Annotated in this window: 21 protein-coding genes; 13 read left to right on the top strand and 8 right to left on the bottom strand. The window is 68.1% G+C overall.

Annotated features, from left to right (window positions below):
- Positions 1-205 precede the first annotated feature (205 nt).
- The 7 genes from MFM001_RS05875 to MFM001_RS05845 all read left to right on the top strand — a co-directional run bounded on the left by MFM001_RS05875 (position 206) and on the right by MFM001_RS05845 (position 8910).
- Positions 206-1120, top strand: coding sequence for a DUF5336 domain-containing protein (locus MFM001_RS05875; protein WP_116374289.1), 915 nt, complete (start codon positions 206-208; stop codon positions 1118-1120).
- Positions 1121-1168: 48 nt separating this feature from the next.
- On the top strand, positions 1169-2455 hold the full coding sequence (locus tag MFM001_RS05870) for a DUF6350 family protein (protein WP_238158960.1): 1287 nt from the start codon (positions 1169-1171) through the stop codon (positions 2453-2455).
- 9 nt (positions 2456-2464) lie between these two features.
- On the top strand, positions 2465-3094 hold the full coding sequence (gene purN / locus MFM001_RS05865) for a phosphoribosylglycinamide formyltransferase (protein ID WP_116374288.1): 630 nt from the start codon (positions 2465-2467) through the stop codon (positions 3092-3094).
- Positions 3091-4662, top strand: coding sequence for a bifunctional phosphoribosylaminoimidazolecarboxamide formyltransferase/IMP cyclohydrolase (purH, locus tag MFM001_RS05860; protein ID WP_116374287.1), 1572 nt, complete (start codon positions 3091-3093; stop codon positions 4660-4662). Before purN ends, purH begins: the two co-directional genes overlap by 4 nt.
- A 208-nt stretch (positions 4663-4870) precedes the next feature.
- A complete protein-coding gene (locus tag MFM001_RS05855; RefSeq protein ID WP_116374406.1) occupies positions 4871-5422 on the top strand; it encodes an LGFP repeat-containing protein in 552 nt (183 codons plus the stop codon).
- 79 nt (positions 5423-5501) lie between these two features.
- Positions 5502-6887: an ATP-binding protein gene (locus MFM001_RS05850; RefSeq protein WP_116374286.1), complete on the top strand. Its 1386-nt coding sequence runs from the start codon at positions 5502-5504 to the stop codon at positions 6885-6887.
- Positions 6880-8910: a VWA domain-containing protein gene (locus tag MFM001_RS05845; protein ID WP_116374285.1), complete on the top strand. Its 2031-nt coding sequence runs from the start codon at positions 6880-6882 to the stop codon at positions 8908-8910. Before MFM001_RS05850 ends, MFM001_RS05845 begins: the two co-directional genes overlap by 8 nt.
- 66 nt (positions 8911-8976) lie before the next feature.
- Here the strand turns inward: MFM001_RS05845 and MFM001_RS05840 are convergent, their stop codons facing one another.
- The 7 genes from MFM001_RS05840 to MFM001_RS05810 are packed head-to-tail and all read right to left on the bottom strand — an operon-like array spanning position 8977 to position 17984.
- Positions 8977-9576, bottom strand: a complete 600-nt coding sequence (locus tag MFM001_RS05840; RefSeq protein WP_116374284.1) for a DUF1707 domain-containing protein — start codon at positions 9574-9576, stop codon at positions 8977-8979.
- 46 nt (positions 9577-9622) lie between these two features.
- Positions 9623-10414: an enoyl-CoA hydratase family protein gene (locus MFM001_RS05835; protein WP_116374283.1), complete on the bottom strand. Its 792-nt coding sequence runs from the start codon at positions 10412-10414 to the stop codon at positions 9623-9625.
- On the bottom strand, positions 10414-11580 hold the full coding sequence (locus tag MFM001_RS05830; protein ID WP_116374282.1) for an acyl-CoA dehydrogenase family protein: 1167 nt from the start codon (positions 11578-11580) through the stop codon (positions 10414-10416). The genes MFM001_RS05835 and MFM001_RS05830 overlap by 1 nt, the downstream gene beginning before the upstream one ends.
- On the bottom strand, positions 11577-13547 hold the full coding sequence (locus tag MFM001_RS05825) for a biotin carboxylase N-terminal domain-containing protein (protein ID WP_116374281.1): 1971 nt from the start codon (positions 13545-13547) through the stop codon (positions 11577-11579). Before MFM001_RS05825 ends, MFM001_RS05830 begins: the two co-directional genes overlap by 4 nt.
- 5 nt (positions 13548-13552) lie before the next feature.
- Positions 13553-15148 carry an acyl-CoA carboxylase subunit beta gene (locus tag MFM001_RS05820; protein WP_116374280.1) on the bottom strand — a complete coding sequence of 532 codons (1596 nt, stop codon included), beginning with the start codon at positions 15146-15148 and terminating at the stop codon, positions 13553-13555.
- Positions 15145-16293: an acyl-CoA dehydrogenase family protein gene (locus MFM001_RS05815; RefSeq protein WP_116374279.1), complete on the bottom strand. Its 1149-nt coding sequence runs from the start codon at positions 16291-16293 to the stop codon at positions 15145-15147. Before MFM001_RS05815 ends, MFM001_RS05820 begins: the two co-directional genes overlap by 4 nt.
- Positions 16290-17984 carry an acyclic terpene utilization AtuA family protein gene (locus MFM001_RS05810; RefSeq protein ID WP_116374278.1) on the bottom strand — a complete coding sequence of 565 codons (1695 nt, stop codon included), beginning with the start codon at positions 17982-17984 and terminating at the stop codon, positions 16290-16292. Before MFM001_RS05810 ends, MFM001_RS05815 begins: the two co-directional genes overlap by 4 nt.
- Before the next feature lie 199 nt (positions 17985-18183).
- On the opposite strand from MFM001_RS05810, the gene rpmF reads away from it, so the two are divergent.
- From rpmF to MFM001_RS05780, 6 genes are all read left to right on the top strand, one after another.
- Positions 18184-18357 carry a 50S ribosomal protein L32 gene (gene rpmF, locus MFM001_RS05805; protein ID WP_083131418.1) on the top strand — a complete coding sequence of 58 codons (174 nt, stop codon included), beginning with the start codon at positions 18184-18186 and terminating at the stop codon, positions 18355-18357.
- Positions 18358-18420: 63 nt separating this feature from the next.
- Entirely contained in the window at positions 18421-19107 is a 687-nt protein-coding gene (locus MFM001_RS05800; RefSeq protein WP_116374405.1) for a response regulator transcription factor, read from the top strand.
- The gene (locus MFM001_RS05795; protein WP_116374277.1) at positions 19107-20609 is read left to right on the top strand and encodes a HAMP domain-containing sensor histidine kinase; all 1503 of its coding nucleotides are present in this window, start codon (positions 19107-19109) and stop codon (positions 20607-20609) included. Before MFM001_RS05800 ends, MFM001_RS05795 begins: the two co-directional genes overlap by 1 nt.
- Positions 20610-20672: 63 nt before the next feature.
- Positions 20673-22022 (top strand): S1C family serine protease, encoded by a 1350-nt coding sequence (locus tag MFM001_RS05790; protein ID WP_116374276.1) that lies wholly within the window; start codon positions 20673-20675, stop codon positions 22020-22022.
- Complete coding sequence (locus MFM001_RS05785) at positions 22022-22570, top strand: molybdenum cofactor biosynthesis protein B (protein ID WP_116374275.1); 549 nt, start codon at positions 22022-22024, stop codon at positions 22568-22570. The genes MFM001_RS05790 and MFM001_RS05785 overlap by 1 nt, the downstream gene beginning before the upstream one ends.
- 236 nt (positions 22571-22806) lie before the next feature.
- A complete protein-coding gene (locus MFM001_RS05780; RefSeq protein WP_116374274.1) occupies positions 22807-23232 on the top strand; it encodes an MscL family protein in 426 nt (141 codons plus the stop codon).
- A 53-nt stretch (positions 23233-23285) separates the two neighbouring features.
- Here the strand turns inward: MFM001_RS05780 and MFM001_RS05775 are convergent, their stop codons facing one another.
- A complete protein-coding gene (locus MFM001_RS05775; protein ID WP_116374273.1) occupies positions 23286-23927 on the bottom strand; it encodes an SAF domain-containing protein in 642 nt (213 codons plus the stop codon).
- Positions 23928-23941: the final 14 nt, after the last annotated feature.

Genomic DNA, 23941 nt, shown 5'->3' with positions numbered 1-23941 from the left:
TGTTCCAATCCGGCGGGCAAGCGCGGGGGCGGTATGACACACCGACTGCCGCATCGCGGGTAACCCGAGGTGCGCTAGCGTGGATGGTCGAATCGCGTCGCAACGCCCGCGCTCGCCGCTATGGCGTTCATCGAGCGGTCCGACGTAGCGTCGCGGGAGCGGCGCCTGGGAGTACAGCAACGGCACTGGAAGCACAGGAGAAGTCATGACCTACTCGCCCGGCAGCCCCGGATATCCGCCCGCGCAGTCGCAAGGCTCGTATGGGGCCTCCACGCCGTCGTTCGCGAAATCCGAAGAGGGCTCTAGCAATTTGGGTCTCTACCTGACCATCGCGGTGGTGGCGCTCGGTCTGGCGAGCTACCTGGCGAGCTTCGGGCCGATGTACACGGTCAGCTCCGACATGGGTCCGGTCGGCGACATCACCGGCGGCGACGTCGGCATCGGCGTGATCGCCGCGCTGCTGGCCGGGCTGCTCGCGGCGGTCGGCCTGCTGCCGAAGGCGAAGAACTACTCGGCGGTCGTCGCGGCGATCGCAGTGTTCGGGGTGCTGACGGTGATCAAGGAGGCGCTCGCCAAGCCGAGCGGCTTCTCGATCGGCTGGGCGCTGTGGTTCGTGCTGGCCTGCGCCGTGCTCCAGGCCATTGCCGCGGTTGCCGCGCTGTTGCTGGAGGCCGGCGTGATCACTCCGCCGGCGCCGCGGCCCAAATACGACCAGCAGTACGGGCACTACGGGCAGTACGGCGGCTACTACGGTCAGCAGGGTCCCTACCAGCAGCAGCACAGCCCGCAGCAATCACCTCAGCACTCCGGCTACGGCTCGCAGTACGGCGGCTACCCGTCGTCCCCGTCGACCGGCGGCTTCAGCACGGCCGGCCAGCAGACCGGACCGCAGCAGCAGGCCTCCCAGACCGGGCCGCAGCAGAGCGGGCAGCAAGGCTCGCAGCAGGGCCCGCCCACCCCGCCCACCGGTTTCCCCAGCTTCGGGCAGCCGCAGTCGGGCGGTTCGGGAAGCCAGGGTTCGGGCCAGGGCAACTCCGGCAACCACGGCGGGCAGACCCAGCAGTCCTATGGCCAGGGCCAGCAGCCACAGCAGCCGTCCTCGGGTCAGTCACAGTCCTAACCGGGCGTTTCCGCGCCTAGTCGTCAACGTGCGCGAAGCGTGACGCGGGTGGAGGATAGCCGCGCGCCGGGCGCGCGTCAGGCCCGAGACCTGCTGAGGGTGGCCTTCGGGCCGGCGGTGGTGGCGCTGGTCATCATCGCCGCAGTGACGCTGCTGCAGTTGCTGATTGCCAACAGTGACATGACCGGCGCACTCGGCGCTATCGCCAGCATGTGGCTCGGCGTGCATCAGGTGCCCATCTCGATCGGCGGCCGTGAACTCGGCGTGATGCCGCTACTCCCGGTGCTGCTGATGGTGTGGGGGACGGCGCGCACGACGGCGCAGGCCACCGCCGCCACCGCGTCCTGGTTCGTGATCCGCTGGGTGGTGGCCTCCGCGCTGGGCGGCCCGCTGTTGATTGCCGCCATCTGCCTGGCCGTCATCCACGACGCCGCGTCGGTGATCACCGAGCTGCAGACACCCAGCGCGTTGCGGGCGTTCCTCAGTGTGCTGGTGGTCCACGGCATCGGCGCGGCGATCGGCGTGGGCTCCCGGGTCGGCCGTAGGGCCTTGGCGGCCTCACCGCTGCCCGACTGGCTGGGCGATTCACTGCGGGCCGCGACGGCGGGCGTGCTGGCGCTGCTCGGGCTTTCGGGAGTGGTGGCGGCCGGTTCGCTGGTCGTGCACTGGGGCACCATGCACGAGCTCTACGCGATCACCGACTCGATCTTCGGCCAGTTCAGCCTGACCGTGCTGTCGGTGTTGTATGTGCCCAACATCATGGTCGGCACGGCCGCGGTTGCCGTCGGGTCCAGCGCCCACCTGGGCTTCGCGACGTTCAGCTCGTTCACGGTGTTCGGCGGCGATATGCCGGCGCTTCCCGTGCTGGCCGCGGCGCCCAGCCCGCCACTGGGACCGGTGTGGGTGGCGTTGCTGATCGTCGGCGCATCCTCCGGTGTGGCGGTCGGCCAGCAATGCGCGCGACGGCCGCTGCCGCTGCTCGCGGCGACCGCCAAGCTGTTGGTGGCGTCTGTGCTGGCCGCCCTGACAACGGCGTTGCTGGGCTACGCCGGCGGCGGGCAGCTGGGCAATTTCGGCGGGGTCGGCGTCGACCAGGACACCTTCGGGATCGCGGTGTTTTTGTGGTTCGCGGTCATCGGCGCCGTCACTGTGGCGATGGCCGGCGGGATCAGCCGCCGGCCCAAGCCGGTGCCCGTCGCCGAACCCGAGGTCGAACCCGTCGTCGAGCCGCAAGCGCCCGTCGTCGAGCCGGAAGCCCCCGTCGTCGAACCGGAAGACGAGGCACCTGCCGCGCCGACCGACGATGCCGACAAGCCGCCCGCGCAGGACGATTAGGCTCGCCCTGTGCAGCAACCGCTCCATGTGCCCCCGAGCGCACCGGCACGACTCGTCGTCCTGGCGTCGGGGACGGGATCGCTGCTTGCCGCACTGCTGGATGCCGCCGTCGGCGACTACCCGGCCCGGGTGGTGGCCGTCGGTGTGGACCGCGACTGCCGGGCGGCTGAAGTTGCGGCGGCGGCGTCGGTGCCGACGTTCACCGCCCGGGTGGCCGACTACCCCGGCCGCGACGCCTGGGACGTCGCGCTCACCGAGGCCGCCGCAGCGCATTCGCCCGACCTGATCGTCTCAGCTGGCTTCATGAAAATCCTTGGGCCGCAATTTCTGTCGTGCTTCTCCGGGCGCATCGTCAACTCTCATCCGACGCTGCTGCCGGCGTTCCCCGGCGCGCACGGGGTGGCCGATGCGCTGGCATACGGCGTGAAGGTCACCGGCTGTACGGTGCACCTGGTCGACGCCGGCACCGACACCGGCCCGATCCTTGCCCAGCAACCGGTTCCGGTGCTCGACGACGACGACGAGGCGACTCTGCATGAGCGGATCAAGGTCACCGAACGGCGGCTGTTGGTGGACGTGGTGGCCGCGGTGGTGACCGGGGGCGTGACCTGGACGGGACGAAAGGCGGTTATCGGGTGAGCAACAACGACGGGAGACGGCCGATCCGCCGCGCGTTGATCAGCGTGTACGACAAGACCGGACTGGTCGAACTCGCCGACGGCCTGCACGCGGCCGGCGTCGACATTGTCTCGACCGGCTCAACCGCGAAAACCATTGCCGACAAAGGCATCCCGGTCACACCGGTGGAGGAGGTGACCGGGTTTCCCGAGGTGCTCGACGGCCGGGTCAAAACCCTGCACCCGCATGTGCACGCCGGGCTGCTCGCCGACCTGCGTAAGCCCGAGCACGCCGCGGCCCTCGAACAGCTCGGCATCGCCGCGTTCGAGCTTGTGGTGGTCAACCTGTATCCGTTCAGCGAAACGGTGGATTCCGGGGCGGGCGTCGACGAGTGCGTCGAGCAGATCGACATCGGCGGGCCGTCGATGGTGCGCGCGGCGGCCAAGAACCATCCCAGCGTGGCAGTGGTGGTCGATCCGCGCGGCTATGATGGCGTACTGGCCGCGGTGCGCAGCGGCGGATTCACTCTCGCGGAGCGAAAGCGGTTGGCGTCGTTGGCGTTTCGGCATACCGCCGAGTACGACATCGCGGTCGCGGGCTGGATGGAGTCGACGCTGGCGCCCGAGCAGCCGGCGATGGCGTTTCCGGAGTGGTTCGCAGGCTCGTGGCGGCGCTCGGCGTTGCTGCGCTACGGCGAGAACCCGCACCAGCAGGCGGCGCTGTACAGCGACCCCGCCGCCTGGCCCGGCCTTGCGCAGGCCGAGCAGCTGCACGGAAAAGAGATGTCCTACAACAACTTCACCGACGCGGACGCGGCATGGCGGGCGGCGTTCGACCACGAAGAGACCTGCGTGGCGATCATCAAGCACGCCAACCCGTGTGGCATCGCCGTCTCGAACATCTCGGTGGCCGACGCGCATCGCAAAGCCCACGAATGTGACCCACTGAGCGCGTTCGGTGGGGTGATCGCCGCCAACACCGAGGTCAGCGTCGAGATGGCGGAGTATGTCAGCACGATCTTCACCGAGGTGATCGTCGCGCCGGCGTACGAGCCCGGTGCCGTCGACGTGTTGGCGCGCAAGAAGAACATCCGGGTGCTGGTGGCCTCTGAGCCGCTGCCCGGCGGCACCGAGCTGCGCCAAGTGAGCGGCGGGCTGTTGATGCAGCAGCGTGACCGGCTCGACGCGCCGGGGGACAACCCCGCCAATTGGACGCTGGCGGCCGGCTCGCCCGCCTCACCGGAAACGTTGGCGGACTTGGCCTTCGCGTGGCGTACCTGCCGGGCGGTCAAGTCCAACGCGATCGTGATCGCCGCCGACGGCGCGACGGTCGGGGTCGGCATGGGCCAGGTCAACCGCGTCGACGCCGCGCGGCTGGCCGTCGAACGCGGCGGGGACCGGGTGCGTGGAGCGGTCGCGGCATCCGACGCATTCTTCCCGTTCCCCGACGGGCTGGAGACGCTGGCCGCCGCTGGTGTGACGGCCATCGTGCATCCCGGTGGCTCGGTGCGCGACGACGAGGTGACCTCAGCGGCCGACAAGGCCGGCGTGACGCTGTATCTGACCGGCGCTCGGCATTTCGCCCACTAGCATCGCCGCCGAGTGTGGGATTGTGCCACGCGAAATCGAGATCGGCGTGCATCAAGTCCACACTCGACGGGGGGTTGGACGGAGCGTGAGCAAACGATGGCGGTTCGCTGGCGGTCTGCCCGAATCTCTTCCAGGCCGTCGTCGATCCCGATAGCATCGCCGCTTGGGCTCGTAAATCGGCGGGTCCTTACCGATGGAGAGGAACGAGATGCGCGCGATCACGAAACGAACGGCGGTGTTTTCCGCGGCAATTGCAGTAGTCGCGTTGATCGGCACAGGGTGTGAGTCCAAGAAGGAAAAGGCAGGCGAAACGACGAGTTCTGCGACGTCGTCAGTGTCGTCGTCGGCTGCCGCGGCGCCCTCCACCTCGGCAGAAAGTGCCGCTCCAAGCTCCACTCAGATCGCCGGCGCCAACGGTACGGAATACACGGTCGAGGGCCCGATTCTCGCGAAGTACGACTCCCTTTCCGAGAAGGCCCGCGCAGACCTCGGCAAACCGACGGGCAACGAGCAGAAGAACCCGGATGGCGGCGTCTTCCAGCAATTCGACGGCGGCGTCATTGTCCACAAAACGGAGTCTTACGTCGTGTGGGGCAAGATCCGCGACAAGTGGAACGAGCTGGGCGGTTCGCAGGGCAAGCTCGGCTACCCGACCAGCGACGAGGTAGACACCCCCGACGGCGGCAAGAAGTCGACGTTCGAGCACGGCACCATCACCTGGAAGCCGGGCGACGAGCAGGCCACTGTCGTCGAGCAGTAGACCCACAGCCGAAGGGCGGGCAATCGAGGACGATTGTCCGCCCTTCGCTTGTGCATGTGCCAAGCAGTCGTAGCGTGGAGTGGTGACCGCACCGAATCATCTGCCCCGCACCGTCGGCGAACTGCGCGCCGCCGGGCACCGCGAGCGGGGAGTCAAACAAGAAATCCGGGAAAACCTGCTGACGGCGTTGGCCGAAGGTGACGACATCTGGCCGGGAATCCTGGGCTTCGACGACACCGTGATCCCGCAGCTGGAGCGGGCGCTGATCGCAGGCCACGACGTCGTTCTGCTTGGCGAGCGCGGTCAGGGCAAAACCCGGCTGTTGCGGGCGCTGGTCGGCCTGCTCGACGAGTGGACGCCGGTAATCGGCGGCGCCGAGCTCGGCGAGCACCCGTACTCGCCGATCACCCCGGAGTCGATCCGTCGGGCCACCACCCTCGGCGACGACCTCCCGGTGGAGTGGAGACACCGCAGCGAGCGCTACACCGAGAAGCTGGCCACTCCGGATACCAGCGTGGCCGACCTGGTCGGCGACATCGACCCGATCAAGGTCGCCGAGGGCCGCAGCCTGGGTGACCCGGAGACCATCGCCTACGGGCTGATCCCGCGGGCGCACCGCGGCATCGTCGCGGTCAACGAGCTGCCCGACCTGGCCGAGCGCATCCAAGTCTCAATGCTCAACGTGATGGAGGAGCGCGACATCCAGGTCCGCGGCTACACGCTGCGGCTGCCGCTGGACGTGCTGGTGGTAGCCAGCGCCAACCCGGAGGACTACACCAACCGCGGCCGGATCATCACCCCGCTCAAAGACCGCTTCGGCGCGGAGATCCGCACGCACTACCCGCTGGAACTCGACGCCGAGGTCGGCGTCATTTTGCAGGAGGCGCATTTGAGCGCCCAGGTGCCGGACCACCTCATCCAGGTGATCGCCCGGTTTGCCCGCTACCTGCGCGAGTCCCATTCGGTGGATCAGCGTTCCGGGGTGTCGGCGCGGTTCGCGATCGCCGCGGCCGAAACCGTGGCGGCCTCGGCACGGCATCGCGGCGCGGTGCTCGGTGAGACGGATCCGGTGGCCCGCGTGGTCGATCTGGGCACGGTGATCGATGTGCTGCGCGGCAAGCTGGAATTCGAGTCCGGGGAGGAAGGCCGCGAGCAGGCGGTGCTGGAGCACCTGCTGCGCCGCGCCACCGCCGACACCGCGTCGAAAGTCCTTGGCGGCCTTGACGTCGGCGCGTTGGTGGCCGCGGTCGAGGGTGGTTCGGCGGTGACGACGGGTGAGCGGGTGTCGGCCAAGGACGTGCTGGCCGCGCTGCCGGATCTGCCGGTCATCGACGCGGTTGCGAAACGGCTCGGCGCGGAATCCGAGGGTGAACGGGCCGCCGCGCTCGAATTAGCTTTGGAGGCACTGTATTTGGCCAAGCGCATCGACAAGGTGTCCGGGGAGGGCGAAACCGTCTATGGCTAGATCTGATGGTGACGACCCGCTGCGCCCGGCTTCGCCGCGCTTGCGATCGTCACGAGGCCACTCGTCGCGCTACTCGGCGTATACCGGCGGGCCCGACCCGCTGGCTCCGCCGGTGGATCTGCGTGAGGCGCTCGAGCAGATCGGCCAGGACGTCATGGCCGGCACCTCGCCGCGCCGCGCGCTGTCCGAGCTGCTGCGACGGGGCACTCGCAACATGCCGGGTGCTGACCGGCTGGCCGCCGAGGCCAATCGACGCCGGCGGGAGTTGTTGCGCCGCAACAACTTGGACGGCACTCTGCAGGAGATCAAGAAGCTGCTCGACGACGCGGTGCTCGCCGAGCGCAAGGAACTGGCCCGCGCCCTGGACGACGACGCACGCTTCGGGGAGCTGCAGCTCGATGCGCTGTCGCCGTCGCCGGCCAAGGCCATCCAGGAGCTCTCCGACTACAACTGGCGCAGCGGCGAGGCTCGCGAAAAGTACGAGCAAATCAAGGATTTGCTCGGCCGCGAGATGCTCGACCAGCGCTTCGCCGGGATGAAGCAGGCGTTGGAGGGCGCCACCGACGAGGACCGCCAGCGCGTCAGCGAAATGCTCGACGACCTCAACGATCTGCTGGACAAGCATGCCCGCGGCGAGGACACCCCCCAAGATTTTCAAAACTTCATGGACAAGCACGGCGAGTTCTTCCCGGAGAACCCGAGCAACGTCGAAGAGCTCATCGACTCGCTGGCCCAGCGAGCGGCAGCGGCCCAGCGGTTCCTCAACAGCCTGAGCCCCGACCAGCGGGCCGAGCTGGAGGCGTTGGCGCAGCAGGCATTTGGATCTCCCGCGCTGCAACAGGCGCTGTCCCGGCTCGACGCCAACCTGCAAATGCTGCGTCCGGGCGAGGACTGGACCGGCTCGTCGGAGTTCTCCGGAGACAACCCGCTGGGCATGGGGGAGGGGGCCCAGGCACTGGCCGACATCGCCGAACTCGAGCAGCTGGCCGAGCAGCTCTCGCAGAGCTACCCGGGCGCGACGATGGACGACGTCGACCTCGACGCGCTGGCCCGCCAACTCGGCGACCAGGCCGCCATCGACGCGCAGACGTTGGCGGAGCTGGAACGCGCGCTGCTCAACCAGGGGTTTCTGGACCGCGGTTCCGACGGGCAATGGCGGCTGTCGCCCAAGGCGATGCGACGGCTCGGCGAGACCGCGCTACGCGATGTGGCAGAACAGCTTTCGGGGCGTCGCGGCGAACGGGACCACCGGCGCGCCGGAGCAGCCGGTGAGCTGACCGGAGCGACGCGACCGTGGCAGTTCGGCGACACCGAGCCGTGGAACGTCACCCGCACGCTGACCAATGCGGTGTTGCGGGAAGCCGGCACCGCAACCACCGAAGGCCCCATCCGGATCACCGTCGACGACGTCGAGGTCTCCGAAACCGAGACCCGCACGCAGGCCGCGGTCGCTCTGCTGGTGGATACCTCGTTTTCGATGGTGATGGAGAACCGCTGGCTGCCGATGAAACGGACCGCGTTGGCGCTCAACCATTTGGTGAGCACCCGGTTCCGCTCGGATGCGTTGCAGATCATCGCTTTTGGCCGCTACGCGCGAACGATGACCCCTGCGGAGCTGATGGGCCTGGAGGGCGTCTACGAGCAGGGCACCAACCTGCATCACGCGCTGGCATTGGCCGGCCGGCATTTGCGACGCCATCCCAACGCGCAGCCCGTCGTGCTGGTCGTAACCGACGGTGAGCCGACTGCACACCTGGAAGATTTCGACGGGGAGGGCACCGCAGTATTTTTCGACTATCCGCCTCATCCGCGGACCATCGCGCACACCGTGCGTGGGTTCGACGACATGGCGCGTCTGGGCGCGCAGGTCACCATCTTCCGATTGGGTAGCGACCCGGGTCTGGCACGGTTTATCGACCAGGTTGCGCGACGGGTGGAGGGCCGGGTGGTCGTGCCCGATCTCGACGGCCTGGGCGCGGCGGTGGTCGGCGACTATCTGCGGTCGCGGAGGCGCCGCCGTTAGTGTGGCGAGCAGACGCAGAATCGCACGAATCCGCTTCGCGGAGTGCGATTCTGCGTCTGCTCGCAACTACCGCTGCGGCTTGCGGTTCTTTCGCTTGATGCCCACGCCGCCCCACAGCGAAAAACCCTTGATCTTCACCTTGGGCGCGCCCGGCGTTCCTTCACCCTTGACGTCGTGGTCGAAGCCACCCATCACGCCGTGGCCCTCGATTTCGACGTTGACTTCGGGCGGCAGCAGGATCGTCTGGCCGCCCATGATCGAGCAGGCGTGGATCTCGACTTCGGGGGAGGTGAAGTCGGCGTAGCGGAGGTCGATGACCCCGCCGCCCCACAGCGCGAACGTCGTCAACTTCTTGGGCACGTTCCACCGGCCGCGGCGTTCGAACGCACTCATGATGGCCAACAACAAGGTGGACGGCGCGGGTTTGCAGGCGCCCCGGCGAGGAGTCACCGGATAGTCCGGCAGGTCGGACCGCAGCCGGTCGAGTTCGTCGTAGGTCTGCGCGGCGTAGGCCTTGGTCAACCGGTCTTCGTACTCGTTCATCGGCAGCCGGCCCTGCGCAGCGGCATCGGTGAGCAATTGCGCTACCTGTATGCGGTCGGTGTCGGCGGCGCGCGACTCCGCGTCCGGCGTGTCCTGCGCGCCACGCTGCGCTGAATTGCTCATCGCTTACGAGCCTACGACGAACAGATTTTGCTGCAAGGCAAGTTCGCTAAACTGCCTTTCCACCGTCACCGGCCTCGGCCCACCGCGGCGGGCGTTTCTGCAGGAAGGCCAGCATTCCTTCGCGGGCTTCCTCGGAGACGAACAGCCGGGCCGAGTCGACGCTGAGCCGCTCGGCGTCGCGGTCGAAACCGGCCAGCACCTCGGCCGTGGTGAGCGCCTTCGACGCGGCCAGGCCCTGCGGAGAGCCGTGCCGCAGCGCGGCCACCAGCGATGCCACCGCGGCCTCCACGTCGTCGGCGGCCATCGTGATCAACCCGATTGCGGCGGCTTCGCCGGCGTCGAATTTCTCGCCGGTCAGGAAGTAGCGCGCCGCGGCCCGCGCGGACATCTTCGGCAGCAACGTCAGCGAGATGATCGCCGGCGCGACCCCGATCCGGGCCTCCGTCAGCGCGAATGTGCTGCGCGGACCGGCCACCGCGATGTCGCACGCGCCGACCAGGCCGAAACCGCCCGCGCGGACATGGCCGTCGATCGCGCCGATTACCGGCATCGGGCACTCGACGATCGCGCGCAGCAGCGCCGTGAGTTCGCGCGCCCTATCGGCGGCCATGTCGAATGGATCACCCCCGGACGCTTGCGACAGGTCCGCACCGGCGCAGAACGTGCCGCCGGTGTGACCGAGCACCACCACCCGCACCGCCGGATCGCCGATAGCGTCCCGCAGCCCCTGATGCAGTTGCTCGACCAGCGTTGTCGACAACGCGTTCCGGTTGTGCGGCGAATCCAGCGTCAGCCGCGCGACATGTCTGTCGACGGCATACTGAACGAGCCTGTCCATCAGTAGGACCGGGGCAGGCCCAGCGACGTCTGCGCGACGAAGTTGAGCACCATCTCCCGGCTCACCGGCGCGATCCGCGACAACCGCGACGCGGTCAACGCCGCCGCGATGCCGTATTCCTTGGTCAACCCGTTGCCGCCCAACGACTGCACGGCCTGGTCGACCGCTCGAGCCGACGCCTCGCCCGCCGCGTATTTGGCCATGTTGGCGGCTTCGGCAGCGCCTACGTCGTCGCCGCTGTCGTAGAGCGTCGCGGCCTTCTGCATCATCAGCTTGGCCAGTTCGATCTCAATGTGGTTCTGCGCCAACGGATGTGACAGGCCCTGGTGCGCACCGATCGGTGTGCCCCACACCTTGCGGGTCTTGACGTAGTCGGCGGCCTTGTTGATCGCGAACCGGCCCATGCCGACCGCGCTCGCGGCACCCATGATGCGTTCCGGGTTCAGCCCGGCGAATAGCTGCGCGATGGCCGCGTCCTCGGAGCCCACCAGCGCGTCGGCCGGCAGCCGCACGTCGTCGATGAACACCTGGAATTGGCGTTCGGGGCTGACCAACTCCATCTCGATCGGGGTGTAGGAAAAGCCCGGCGCATCGGTGGGCACCACGAACAGCGCCGGCCGCAGCTTGCCGGTTTTGGTCTCCTCGGTGCGGCCGACCACCAGCACCAGCTGCGCCTGGTCGACGCCGGAGATGAAAACCTTTTGGCCGGAAAGGATCCAGTCGCTGCCGTCGCGGCGTGCGGTGGTGGTGATCTTGTGTGAATTGGAGCCGGCGTCAGGCTCGGTGATCGCGAAGGCCATGGTGATCGACCCGTCGGCGATCCCGGGCAGCCAGCGCTGCTTTTGCTCGTCGGTGCCGAACTTGGAGATGATGGTGCCGTTGATCGCCGGCGAGACGACCATCATCAGCAGTGCGCAGCCGTGCGTGGCCATCTCCTCCATCACCAGTGACAGCTCGTACATGCCGGCGCCGCCACCGCCGTACTCCTCTGGCAGGTTCACTCCGAGGAAGCCGAGTTTGCCTGCCTCGTTCCACAATTCGTCGGTGTGCTGCTGCGCCCGCGCCTTCTCCAGGTAGTAGTCCTGGCCGTAGTTGGCGGCCATCGCGGCCACCGCCTGGCGCAACGCCCGGCGTTCGTCGTTCTCGATGAAGCTGGTGTCGGTCATGCGTGATTCCCTTCGTATGCGTCGACGCGGGCCAGGATGGCGCCCACCTCGACCTGCTGTCCGGTACTGACGTTGAGTTGCGCCAGCACACCGTCGGTGGGTGCGGTGATGGTGTGTTCCATTTTCATGGCTTCCAGCCACACCAGCGGCTGGCCGGCGGCGACGCTGTCGCCGACTTCGGCGCCGATGCGAATGACGTTGCCGGGCATGGGTGCCACCAAAGACCCCTGCTCGACGGCGGAACCCGGTTCGGGGAAGCGCGGTTGCGCCACCAGATGCACTGGGCCGTGCGGAGAGTCGACGTAGACGTCGTCCCCGTAGCGGGCGACGCCGAAGCTGTGCGCCACCCCGTCGGCGCCGGCCAGCACAACCTCGTCCGGGGATGCGCTGAGCAACCGCACGTCATCGACCAGAGCCAAACCGCCTCTGGTGAACCGGTATTCGACGCGGTGCTCGCCGCCGCTGTCGTCGAGATAGGTCTTGACCTGATACCCCGACGCCAGGTTGCGCCAGCCGCTGGGAATGGAAGCGAAAACCGTTGCGGTTGCGCGGTTGTGCGCGGCGTCGGCGAGCGCGGCAGCGATCGCAGACTGTCGGAGCGCGGCTGCGCCGGCCAGCGGCGCGGACAGCTCGGCCAACCCATGGGTGTCGAAGAACGCGGTGTCGGTGGCGCCGTCCAAAAATGCCGGATGCCGCAGCACGTTCACCAACAGGTCGCGGTTGGTGCGCACGCCGTGTATGCGGGAGCGGCTCAACGCATCGGCGAGCACCGTCGCGGCTGCGCGGCGTGTCGGCGCATACGAAATGACCTTGGCCAACATCGGGTCGTAGTGAATGGAGACCACCGAGCCGTCGACAATTCCGGAATCCAACCGGATCCCGGTTCGCGCCCCGAGCGAATCGAACTCCGCGCGCACCCTCGGCACGTCGAAACGGTGCAGGGCGCCGGCCTGCGGCTGCCAATCGCGCGACGGATCCTCGGCGTAGAGCCGTGCCTCGATCGAATAGCCATGCGCCGCCGGCGGTTCGGCGTCCAGGCGGGCTCCATCAGCGACCGCCAGCTGCAGTTCGACCAGGTCGAGACCCGTCGTCTCCTCGGTGACGGGGTGCTCGACCTGCAGGCGGGTGTTCATCTCCAGGAAGTAGAACTCGCCGTCGTCGTCGGCAAGGAATTCCACGGTGCCGGCCCCGGCGTAGCCGATCGCCTCGGCGGCCAGCCGCGCGGCGTCGAACAGCTTGGCTCGCATACCGGGTGTGCGCTCGACCAACGGTGAGGGGGCTTCCTCGATGATCTTCTGGTGCCGCCGCTGAATCGAGCATTCGCGTTCGCCGACGGCCCACACCGTGCCGTGCGTGTCGGCCAGCACCTGCACCTCGACGTGGTGCCCGGTGGGCAGGTAGCGCTCGCAGAAGACGGTCGGGTCGCCGAACGCCGACTGCGCTTCACGCCGCGCTGCCTCGACTTCACCTGCCAGCGTGGCCAATTCGGTGACCACTCGCATGCCGCGACCGCCGCCGCCCGCCGACGCTTTGACCAGCACCGGCAACTGCTCCGCCGTCACGGTCTCGGGGTCGAGTTCCTCGAGCACCGGGACACCGGCGGCGGCCATCATCTTTTTGGCCTCGATCTTGGAGCCCATCGCGCGCACCGCCGCCACTGGCGGCCCGACCCACGCCAAACCCGCATCCTGCACAGCAGCCGCGAAATCGGCGTTCTCCGAGAGGAATCCGTAGCCGGGATGCACCGCGTCGGCGCCGGAGGCACGGGCAGCGCCGATCAGCGCCTCGACGTTGAGGTAGTCGCTGGTGTTGGGCAGCCGCACCCGCGCGTCGGCCTCGGCGACGTGCGGTGCTCCGGCGTCGGGGTCGGTGTAGACGGCGACGGTGGACAGCCCCAGCCGTCGGCAGGTGGCGAAAACCCGCCGGGCGATCTCGCCGCGGTTGGCCACCAGTACTCGAGTAATCATCTGACTCACATCCGAAAGACGCCGAAGTTCGACGTCCCCTCGATCGGGGCATTGGCGATGGCGGACAAGCACATTCCCAGCACCGTGCGGGTGTCGCGGGGGTCGATGACGCCGTCGTCGTAGAGCATCCCGGACAGCACCAACGGCAGTGACTCGGCTTCGATCTGGCCCTCGACGGCGGCCCGCATCGCGGCGTCGGCCTCTTCGTCGACCTGCTGCCCCCGGGCTTGCGCGGCGGCGCGGCTGACGATCGACAGCACACCGGCCAGCTGGGCGCCGCCCATCACGGCGGACTTGGCCGACGGCCAGGCGAACAAGAACCGCGGATCGTACGCCCTCCCGCACATGCCGTAATGGCCGGCGCCGTAGGACGCGCCGATCAGCAGCGAAATGTGAGGGACCGTCGAGTTCGACACGGCGTTGATCATCATCGAGCCGTGCTTGATCATCCCGCCTTCTTCGTAGTCCTTGCCCACCATGTAGCCGGTGGTGTTGTGCAAGAACAACAATGGCGTGTCGGAGCGGTTGGCCAGCTGGATGAACTGGGTGGCCTTCTGGGATTCTTCACTGAACAACACGCCGCGGGCGTTGGCCAGGATGCCCAGCGGATAGCCGTGCAGCCGGGCCCAGCCGGTCACCAGCGACGAGCCGTACATCGGCTTGAATTCGTCGAATTCGGAGCCGTCGACAATGCGGGCGATCACCTCGCGGGGGTCGAACGGGATGCGCAGGTCCGACGGCACGATGCCGATCAGCTCGTCGGCGTCGAACAGCGGCTCGGTGACCGGGCCGGGCGTCGGCCCCTTTTTGACCCAGTTCAGTCGCGCCACGATGCGGCGACCGATCCGGATCGCGTCGAGCTCGTCGACGGCGAAGTAGTCGGCCAATCCCGAGATGCGGGCGTGCATTTCGGCGCCGCCCAGCGATTCGTCGTCGGATTCCTCGCCAGTGGCCATCTTGACCAGAGGGGGGCCGGCCAGGAATACCTTCGAGCGTTCCTTGATCATCACCACGTGATCCGACATGCCGGGGATGTAGGCCCCGCCCGCGGTGGAGTTGCCGAACACCAGGGCAATCGTGGGGATTCCGGCCGCCGAGAGCCGGGTCAGGTCGCGGAACATCCGCCCACCCGGGATGAAGATCTCCTTCTGGGTGGGCAGGTCCGCTCCGCCGGATTCCACCAGCGAAATCACCGGTAGCCGGTTCTCGAACGCGATCTGGTTGGCCCGCAAGATCTTCCGCAGCGTCCACGGGTTGCTGGTGCCACCCTTGACGGTCGGGTCGTTGGCGACGATCATGCACTCCACCCCCGACACCGCGCCGATGCCGACGACCAGGCTGGCGCCCACGGTGAATGCGGTGCCGTAGGCCGCCAAGGGGCTCAGCTCCAGGAACGGCGAGTCCGGGTCGATCAGCAACTCGATGCGCTCCCGCGCGGTGAGCTTGCCGCGGGCGTGGTGGCGCTCGACGTATTTCGGGCCGCCGCCGGCCAGCGCCTTGGCCAGCTCGCCGTTGATCTCGTCGAGCTTGGTGGACAACGCCTCCGCCGCCTCCGTGTATGCGGGCGCATGAAGGTCCAGCGTCGTCTGTAACGCGGTCATGATTGGAATCCCAGGGTTTTCGCGGCCAGCGACGTGAGGATTTCGGTGGTGCCGCCGCCGATACCCAGGATGCGCATGTCGCGATACTGCCGCTCGACTTCGGACTCTGCCATATACCCCATCCCGCCGAACAGCTGGACGGCTTGGTGGGCCACCCATTCGCCGGATTCCACCGCGGTGTTCTTGGCGAAGCACACCTGCGCAATCAGGTTGGTCTCGCCGGCGAGCTGACGCTCCACCACGTTGCGCGAGTACACCCGCGCGACGTCGATCCGGCGAGCCATCTCGGCCAGCGTGTTCTGCACCGCCTGCCGCGAGATCAGCGGCCGGCCGAACGTATCCCTGTCCCGGCACCATTGCACCGTCAGGTCTAGACAGCGCTGCGCACTCGAATACGCCTGTGCCGCGAGGCCAATCCGTTCAGCCACAAAAGCAGCAGCGATCTGGGTGAAACCACTGTTCTCCGCGCCCACCAGATTGGCCGCCGGAACCCGCGCGTCGGTGTACGACAACTCGGCGGTGTCGGAGGACCGCCAGCCCATCTTGTCCAGCTTGCGCGTCACCTCGAAACCCGGCGTGCCCTTCTCTACCACCAGCAGCGAAACACCCGCTGCCCCAGGTCCGCCCGTGCGCACCGCGGTCACGACATAGTCGGCGCGCACCCCGGAGGTGATGTAGGTCTTGGCGCCGTTGACCACGTAGTGGTCGCCGTCGCGCACCGCAGTCGTGCGCAGATGCCCGACGTCGGAGCCGCCGCCGGGCTCGGTGATGGCCAGCGCGCCGATCTTTTCCCCGCGCAGCGTCGGCCGCACGAATTCCTCGATCAGCCGATCGTCGCCCGATGCGATCATGTGCGGCACCGCGATCCCACACGTGAACAACGACGCGAACACGCCTCCCGGCGCACCGGCTTCGTGCATCTCCTCGCAGATGACCACGGCGTCGGCGCCGTCGCCGCCACCGCCGCCGACAGCTTCGGGGAACCCCGCGCCCAGCAGACCCGCTTCGCCGGCACGGCGGTGCAGGTCGCGGGGCAACTCGCCGATGCGCTCCCACTCGTCGACGTGCGGGAGGATCTCGCGTTCGGCGAACGAGCGCACGGTCTTTCGGAGCTGGTCGCGCTCCGGGGTGGTCCAGATACTCACAAGATCCTTTCCGGAATGTCGACGTGACGGCTGCGCAGCCATTCACCCAAACCTTTTGCCTGCGGATCGAAGCGGGCCTGATAGGCCACGCCCTGACCGAGGATGTCCTCGATGACGAAGTTCACCGCGCGCAGGTTGGGCAGCACGTGCCGGGTGACCGGCAGGTCGGCGGTCTCGGGCAGCAGCTCGCGCAACAGCTCGACGGTCAGCGTGTGCACCAGCCACCGCCACTGCTCGTCGGTGCGCACCCACACACCGACGTTGGCCGACCCGCCCTTGTCTCCGCTGCGCGCGCCCGCCACCACGCCCAAGGGCAACCGCCGCGTCGGGCCGGCCGGCAACGGCTCTGGCAGAGCAGGTGAGGAGGCCGGTGCCAACTCGAAAGTCTCGTTGGCACAAGGAATCTCGACCCGAGTACCGTCGTCGTGCACGGCGACATGCGGGACCGACGCCGCGTCGACGTAGCCGGGGGTGAAGACGCCGTACACCTGACCCTCGCCCGGCGGGGCGGTCACTGTGAAGCCCGGGTAGCTGGCCAGCGCTAATTCGACTGCTGCCGAAGAGAATTGGCGACCGACGTTGGCCGGGTCGGGGTCGCGGACCACGCAGCGCAGCAGCGCGCTGGCCGCCTCCTCGGTGTCGGCGTCGGGGTGGTCGGTGCGGGCCAGCGTCCACTCCAGCTCGGCGGGTTTGGCGGTGAGGCTGGATTCCAGCTGGCGTCGCACCAACTCGGCCTTGGCCTCGATGTCCAAACCGGTCAGCACGAATGTCATCGCGTTGCGGAAACCGCCGATGCTGTTCAGCGACACCTTGTACGTCGGCGGCGGCGGCTCGCCGACCACCCCGCTGATCCGCACCCGATCCGGGCCGTCAGACGACAACTCGGCGCTGTCCATCCGCGCGGTGACGTCCGGGTTGGCGTAGCGGGCGCCGGTGATCTCGTAGAGCAGTTGCGCGGTGACCGTGTCGACGCTGACCAGACCTCCGGTGCCGGGGTGTTTGGTGATCACCGACGAGCCGTCGGCGTGGATTTCGGCCAGCGGGAACCCGGCATAGGTCAGGTCGGGGATTTCGGTGAAGAACGAGTAGTTGCCGCCGGTGGCCTGCACGCCGCATTCGATGACGTGACCGGCGACCACCGCCCCTGCCAGCCGGTCGTAGTCGGTGCGGCCCCAGCCGAAGTGCGCGGCGGCCGGTCCGACGATCACCGACGCGTCGGTCACCCGGCCGGTGACGACGACGTCGGCGCCGCTGTTCAGGCAGTCCACGATGCCCCAGGCGCCCAGGTAGGCGTTAGCGGTCAGCGGCGTGCCCAGCCCCAGCTCCTCGGCGCGCGGCGCCAAGTCGTCGCCCTCGACGTGGGCCACCCGCGCCGGGACGCCCAGCCGCTCGGCCAGCGTCCGCACGGCGTCGGCCAGGCCGGCCGGGTTCAGGCCGCCGGCGTTGGCCACGATCCGCACGCCGCGGTCATGGGCGAGGCCCAGACACTCCTCGAGCTGGGTCAGAAACGTCTTGGCGTAGCCGCGCTCGGGGTGCTTCATCTTGTCGCGGCCCAGGATGAGCATGGTCAGTTCGGCCAGGTAGTCGCCGGTCAGGTAGTCCAGCTCGCCGCCGGTGAGCATTTCGCGCATCGCCGAGAGGCGGTCGCCGTAGAACCCTGAGCAGTTCCCGATCCGAACCCCAGAAGTCATCCCAAACCCCATCTATCAACCAACCGGTAGGTTAGCGGGTACCGCGGGTAGCGCGTCAAGATGTGCCAGCCTGCACCTAATCAATGCTGTCAGCGCAGCGGGCATTTTGTAACCGCCGCTGGCCACCGGGTATCCTGATCGGAACCCGTCGCCGCTGGTACCTGCGCGGCAACCACCCTCGTCAAGGAGAAGCTCGATCATGGCTGTGCCCAAGCGCAGGATGTCGCGCGCGAACACCCGTAGCCGGCGCGCGCAGTGGAAGGCCGAGAAGCCGCAACTCGTCGGCGTGACGGTCGCCGGTCAGCGGCACAAGGTGCCGCGTCGGCTGCTCAAGGCGGCGCGCCTCGGTCTGATCGACCTCGACCGCCGCTAGACCGCCAGCGGGAGCGGCGCGTCTCTTAGGTCGCTCTCAGCCGATTGGATGACACTGGTGGCCGTGCGAATCCTTGTCGTCGACGACGACCGCGCGGTCCGCGAGTCGCTGCGCCGGTCCCTGTCCTTCAACGGCTACTCGGTGGCGTTGGCCGAGGACGGCGTCAAGGCCCTCGACGTCATCACCAACGACCGGCCCGACGCCCTGGTCCTGGACGTCATGATGCCGCGGCTGGACGGCCTGGAAGTGTGCCGCCAGTTGCGCAGCACCGGCGACGACCTGCCGATCCTGGTGCTGACCGCCCGCGACGCGATCTCGGAGCGGGTGGCCGGCCTGGACGCCGGCGCCGACGACTACCTGCCCAAGCCGTTCGCCCTCGAAGAGCTGCTGGCCCGGTTGCGCGCGCTGCTGCGCCGTACCCAGCCTGACGATTCCGCCGACTCGGCTCCTTTGACGTTCTCCGATCTCACCCTCGACCCGGTAACCCGCGAAGTCACCCGCGGGCAACGCCAAATCAGCCTGACGCGTACCGAATTCGCTCTGCTGGAAATGCTGATCTCCAATCCGAGGCGAGTCCTGACCCGCAGCCGCATTCTCGAGGAGGTGTGGGGATTCGACTTTCCCACCTCTGGCAATGCACTGGAGGTATACGTCGGATACCTGCGCCGCAAGACCGAAGCCGATGGCGAGCCGCGGCTGATCCACACTGTTCGCGGCGTGGGTTACGTGCTTCGCGAAACCCCTCCCTGATGCTTCGATTCCGCCAGCGGCGTCGCGCTCCACTGCGAGCCACCACCTCGTTGTCCCTGCGGTGGCGGGTGATGCTGCTGGCGATGTCCATGGTGGCGATGGTCGTCGTGCTGATGGCGGTCGCTGTCTACGCGGTGATCTCCGCGGCCCTGTACAAGGACATCGACAACCAGCTGCAAAGCCGCGCGCAGCTGCTGATCGCCAGCGGGTCACTGGCGGCCGACCCTGGCAAAGCCATTGAGGGAACCGCATATTCGGACGTCAACGCAATGCTGGTCAACCCCGGCCGCTACGTGTTCACCGCCAATCAGACGGGCCAGACGCTGCCGGTCGGGCCGCCGGAGAAAGCAGTCATCCGCGGGGACCTGCTGATGTCTCGGCGCACGGCCGCCGACCAGCGTGTGCTGGCCATTCACCTGCCCAACGGCAGCTCGCTGCTGATCTCCAAGAGCCTGGCCCCCACCGACGCGGTGATGCTGAAACTGCGCTGGGTACTGCTGATCGTCGGCGGGGTCGGCGTCGCGGTGGCCGCGGTCGCCGGGGGGATGGTCACCCGAGCCGGGCTGCGGCCCGTCGCGCAGCTCACCGAGGCCGCCGAGCGGGTGGCGCGCACCGACGACCTGCGACCCATTCCGGTGTTCGGCAGCGACGAACTGGCCCGGCTCACCGAGGCGTTCAACCTGATGCTGGCAGCCCTGGCCGAGTCGCGGGAACGCCAGGCCCGGTTGGTCACCGACGCCGGTCATGAGCTGCGCACGCCGCTGACATCGCTGCGCACCAACGTCGAACTGTTGATGGCGTCGATGGCGCCCGGCGCGCCGCGGCTGCCCGAGCAGGAGATGATTGATCTGCGTGCCGACGTCATCGCCCAGATCGAGGAATTGTCCACGCTCGTCGGCGATTTGGTCGACCTCACCCGCGGCGACGTCGGCGAGGTGGTGCATGAGCCGGTCGACATGGGCGAGGTCATCGACCGCTGCCTGGAGCGGGTGCGACGGCGCCGCAACGACGTCGACTTCGACGTGCAGGTGATCCCGTGGCAGGTCTACGGCGACGCCGCGGGCCTGTCGCGGGCGGTGCTGAACTTGCTGGACAACGCCGCCAAGTGGAGCCCGTCGGGCGGGCGGATCGGCGTGCGGATGACCCAGCTCGACCCGTCGCACGCAGAGCTGGTGGTCTCCGACTACGGCCCGGGCATCCCGCCACACGAGCGCCACCTGGTGTTCGAACGTTTCTTCCGGTCGGCGTCGGCGCGGGCGATGCCCGGTTCTGGCCTGGGATTGGCGATCGTCAAACAAGTGGTGCTCAAACACGGTGGGGCGCTGCGCATCGAGGACACCGTGCCGGGAGGGCAACCGCCCGGGACGACGGTGTACGTATTGTTACCCGGGCGGCCGCTGCCGGTGGCGCCGCAGCCGGGGCCGGACGGCGGGGGCGCCGAGACCGGGGGAAACTCTCCGGGAGCGGAGAACGTTATCTCAGTCGATTCTCAGTCCACGTAGGCAAGGTAGTTGCAGTTACTGTTGAGTCCGACCGCGACACGTAGAGGAAGAGCGACCTAGCGCATGACGAATCACCCGAGGTATTCGCCACCGCCGCAAGCTGGATACCGTCCGGCATCCGATCAGCCTGCGATGCCGGCGTATTCCGGTCCGGGCCAGCAGCAAACGTATTCCCAGTACGACTGGCGCTACGCGCAGCAGCCGGCATACCGGCAACCGTTCGCGCCGTTCGGTGCCGGTCAGCCCAACCCGAGCCCGAGCGCCGCCCCGCTTTCTGCCCCTGAAAAGCGTTCTCGCGCAGGGCTTTTGGCCGTTGGTGCGTTGGCTATCGCGGTGGTGTCAGCCGGTATCGGTGGGGCGGCTGCGTCGGTGGTCGTGCACAGCACGCATCCGACCAGCGCCATGCCGGGCAGCAGGTTGCCGGGCGCGCCGGCGCCGAGCATGCCGGCCGCCAACGTGCCGAGCGGCAGCGTCGAGCAGGTGGCCGCCAAAGTGGTGCCCAGCGTGGTGATGCTGGAGACCGATCTGGGCCGGCAGTCCGAAGAGGGTTCGGGCATCATCTTGTCCTCCGACGGGCTGATCCTGACCAACAACCACGTCGTCGCAGCGGCCGCCAAGGCCGAACACGACAATGCGCCTCCCGACGCGGGACCCAAAACCACCGTCACGTTCTCGGACGGGCGGACCGCGACGTTCAGCGTGGTCGGGGCCGACCCCACCACCGACATCGCGGTGGTCAAGGTGCAAGGCGTGTCCGGGCTGGCCCCGATCAGCCTCGGCACGTCGGCGAACCTGGTCGTCGGTCAGCCGGTGATCGCCGTCGGCTCCCCGCTCGGTCTGGAAGGAACGGTAACCACCGGCATCGTCAGCGCGCTCAACCGGCCGGTGTCGACCACCGGGGACACCGGGAACCAGAACACGGTGCTCGACGCCATCCAGACTGACGCCGCGATCAACCCGGGCAACTCGGGTGGCGCGCTGACGAACATGAACGGTGACCTGATCGGCGTCAACTCGGCGATCGCCACGCTCGGTGGCGACTCCACCGACAGCCAGAGCGGTTCGATCGGCCTGGGCTTCGCGATCCCGATCGACCAGGCCAAGCGCATCGCCGACGAGCTGATCAGCAGCGGCACGGCGTCGCATGCCTCGCTGGGCGTTCAGGTCACCAGCGACAAGAGCGCGCACGGCGCCAAGGTGGTGCAGGTGGTGCCGGGGGGCGCGGCGGCGGCCGCGGGTCTGCCCAACGGGGTCGTGGTCACCAAGGTCAACGACCGCACGATCAACAGCGCCGACGGCCTTGTCGCAGCGGTGCGGTCGAGGGCACCCGGCGACAAGATCACGCTGACGTACCTCGATCCGTCCGGTGACACGCGGACCGTGCAGGTCACTTTGGGTAAGGCGGACAAGTGATGAGAGTCGCCGGGCCGCGGTCGGATCACAGATATACGGTGGCAACCATGGAACAGCAGCGTGCGGACATGGTCGGCAGGGCACTCGTCGTCGTTGTCGACGATCGCACGGCGCACGGGGACGAGGAGGACCACAGTGGTCCCTTGGTTACCGAGCTGCTCACCGAGGCGGGATTCTTGGTCGACGGTGTGGTGGTCGTCTCCGCCGACGAGGTGGAAATCCGCAACGCGCTGAACACCGCCGTGATCGGCGGGGTGGACCTGGTGGTCTCGGTCGGCGGCACCGGCGTGACCCCGCGGGACGTCACCCCGGAAGCCACCCGCGACATTCTCGACCGCGAAATCCTCGGCATTGCAGAGGCATTGCGCGCGTCTGGATTGTCGGCCGGCATCACCGAGGCCGGACTGTCGCGCGGTTTGGCCGGCATCTCCGGCAGCACCCTGGTGGTGAATCTCGCCGGCTCCCGCTACGCGGTGCGCGACGGAATGGCAACGCTGAATCCGCTGGCGGCCCAGATCATCGGCCAACTCTCCAGCCTGGAGATATGAGCCACCCGTCCGACGACCGTGATTCGGAGGACCTGCACGAGGCCGACGAGCACGAACGATGGCTGACGGAGAACCAGCCGCCGCATCACATTTGAACCGGCATTCCGTCACGGCGGAGTCAACCGTCGATCACTAATTGCCCGCAAAGGCCACGAGTGACCGCCTATCGGCATACGGTCATTTTCGGGCGGCGTCGCGTCGCCTCGGCAAATTCCTGTGACGGGAGGGTGGCTCGCGTGTTGAAGGGGTTCAGAGATTTCGTGATGCGCGGTGACGTGATCACCGTGGCCGTCGGCCTGGTGGTGGCCTTGGCGTTCTCGAATTTGGTCAAGGCATTCACCGACAGTGTGATCAACCCGCTTGTCGCCGCTGCGCAGCCGGGCGAGAAGTTCGGATTGGGATGGCAGCTCGGCGAAGCGGGCAACAAGGCGACATTCATCGACATCGGCGCGTTCATCTCGGCGATCATCTACTTCATCGTCTTCATGGCGGTGGTGTACTTCCTGATCGTCCTGCCCTACCGGCACATTCAGAAGCGCCGCGGCGTCACCGTGTTCGGTGAAGAACCGGCGACCAAGGCTTGCCCCGCCTGCTTGTCCGATATCCCCGAGGCCGCGCAGAAGTGCAAGTACTGTGCGACCGACCAACCGGCGGCCGCCTGAGCGGCGATCGCAAGCGCGGCGAAGCCGGGCGCTGCGGGTCGCCGCAAGACGACTCAGTGCAGGGTCAACGTCACGCTTTGAACGAGCGCGGCACCGGCCAGCGCGTTCGCGGCGGCGGCCGGTAGCGCGACCAACACCACGCGGTCCTCGGTCTTTTGCTTTGCCGAGACCACGACGACGACGGCGTTGGTGGCCACCACGCGGGGAGTGGCGTGCGTGTCGGCTTCCGGCGCGGCGACGACGTCGACGACATCGCCGGCGCGCACCAGGTCAGCCAGCGCGGCGTCGGCGGGGTGCAGTGGCACGATCCGCGCGTCGGGTCCCACCGCCGACTCGGCGAGCCGGCTGCCCAGCAACCGCACATCGGTGAGCACCTCGCCGCGTCGCGCCGGGCCGGCCAGCGTCGAGCCGACAACCACGCCCGGGTCGGATTGCGATCCATCGGGAAGTGTTGGCGCCAAACGGCTTTCGAGCCGAACATCGTCGGAGGTCAACTCGGCGCCGGGGCTGAGGTCGCGGGCGGCGACCACCACCGCAGCGCGATCGCCGTCGGGGTTGGATCGCACCGCCGCGACTCCGGCCAGCACTACAAGCCCGGCCGCCGCGACGCGGCGGGCCAGCACTGTGCGCGTCCAGTCCGGGCGCAGCCACTGCGAGATGCGGGCCGGCAGTGACGGATTCAGCGACGCCGGCATGCCGTCACGCTAGG

It is taken from the genome of Mycobacterium sp. MFM001 (genome assembly GCF_003402475.1).
Lineage (GTDB): Bacteria > Actinomycetota > Actinomycetes > Mycobacteriales > Mycobacteriaceae > Mycobacterium.
Note: the sequence above shows the minus strand (reverse complement) of the source record. Positions and strands in the feature narration are given on the sequence as shown.

Excerpts from the sequence above, each read along its gene's own strand:
- MFM001_RS05875 (WP_116374289.1), top strand. The coding sequence starts at position 206 with ATGACCTACTCGCCCGGCAGCCCCGGATATCCGCCCGCGCAGTCGCAA.
- MFM001_RS05855 (WP_116374406.1), top strand. The coding sequence starts at position 4,871 with ATGCGCGCGATCACGAAACGAACGGCGGTGTTTTCCGCGGCAATTGCA.
- MFM001_RS05845 (WP_116374285.1), top strand. The coding sequence starts at position 6,880 with ATGGCTAGATCTGATGGTGACGACCCGCTGCGCCCGGCTTCGCCGCGC.
- MFM001_RS05840 (WP_116374284.1), bottom strand. The coding sequence starts at position 9,576 with ATGAGCAATTCAGCGCAGCGTGGCGCGCAGGACACGCCGGACGCGGAG.
- MFM001_RS05835 (WP_116374283.1), bottom strand. The coding sequence starts at position 10,414 with ATGGACAGGCTCGTTCAGTATGCCGTCGACAGACATGTCGCGCGGCTG.
- MFM001_RS05830 (WP_116374282.1), bottom strand. The coding sequence starts at position 11,580 with ATGACCGACACCAGCTTCATCGAGAACGACGAACGCCGGGCGTTGCGC.
- MFM001_RS05825 (WP_116374281.1), bottom strand. The coding sequence starts at position 13,547 with ATGATTACTCGAGTACTGGTGGCCAACCGCGGCGAGATCGCCCGGCGG.
- MFM001_RS05820 (WP_116374280.1), bottom strand. The coding sequence starts at position 15,148 with ATGACCGCGTTACAGACGACGCTGGACCTTCATGCGCCCGCATACACG.
- MFM001_RS05810 (WP_116374278.1), bottom strand. The coding sequence starts at position 17,984 with ATGACTTCTGGGGTTCGGATCGGGAACTGCTCAGGGTTCTACGGCGAC.
- rpmF (WP_083131418.1), top strand. The coding sequence starts at position 18,184 with ATGGCTGTGCCCAAGCGCAGGATGTCGCGCGCGAACACCCGTAGCCGG.
- MFM001_RS05795 (WP_116374277.1), top strand. The coding sequence starts at position 19,107 with ATGCTTCGATTCCGCCAGCGGCGTCGCGCTCCACTGCGAGCCACCACC.
- MFM001_RS05790 (WP_116374276.1), top strand. The coding sequence starts at position 20,673 with ATGACGAATCACCCGAGGTATTCGCCACCGCCGCAAGCTGGATACCGT.
- MFM001_RS05785 (WP_116374275.1), top strand. The coding sequence starts at position 22,022 with ATGAGAGTCGCCGGGCCGCGGTCGGATCACAGATATACGGTGGCAACC.
- MFM001_RS05775 (WP_116374273.1), bottom strand. The coding sequence starts at position 23,927 with ATGCCGGCGTCGCTGAATCCGTCACTGCCGGCCCGCATCTCGCAGTGG.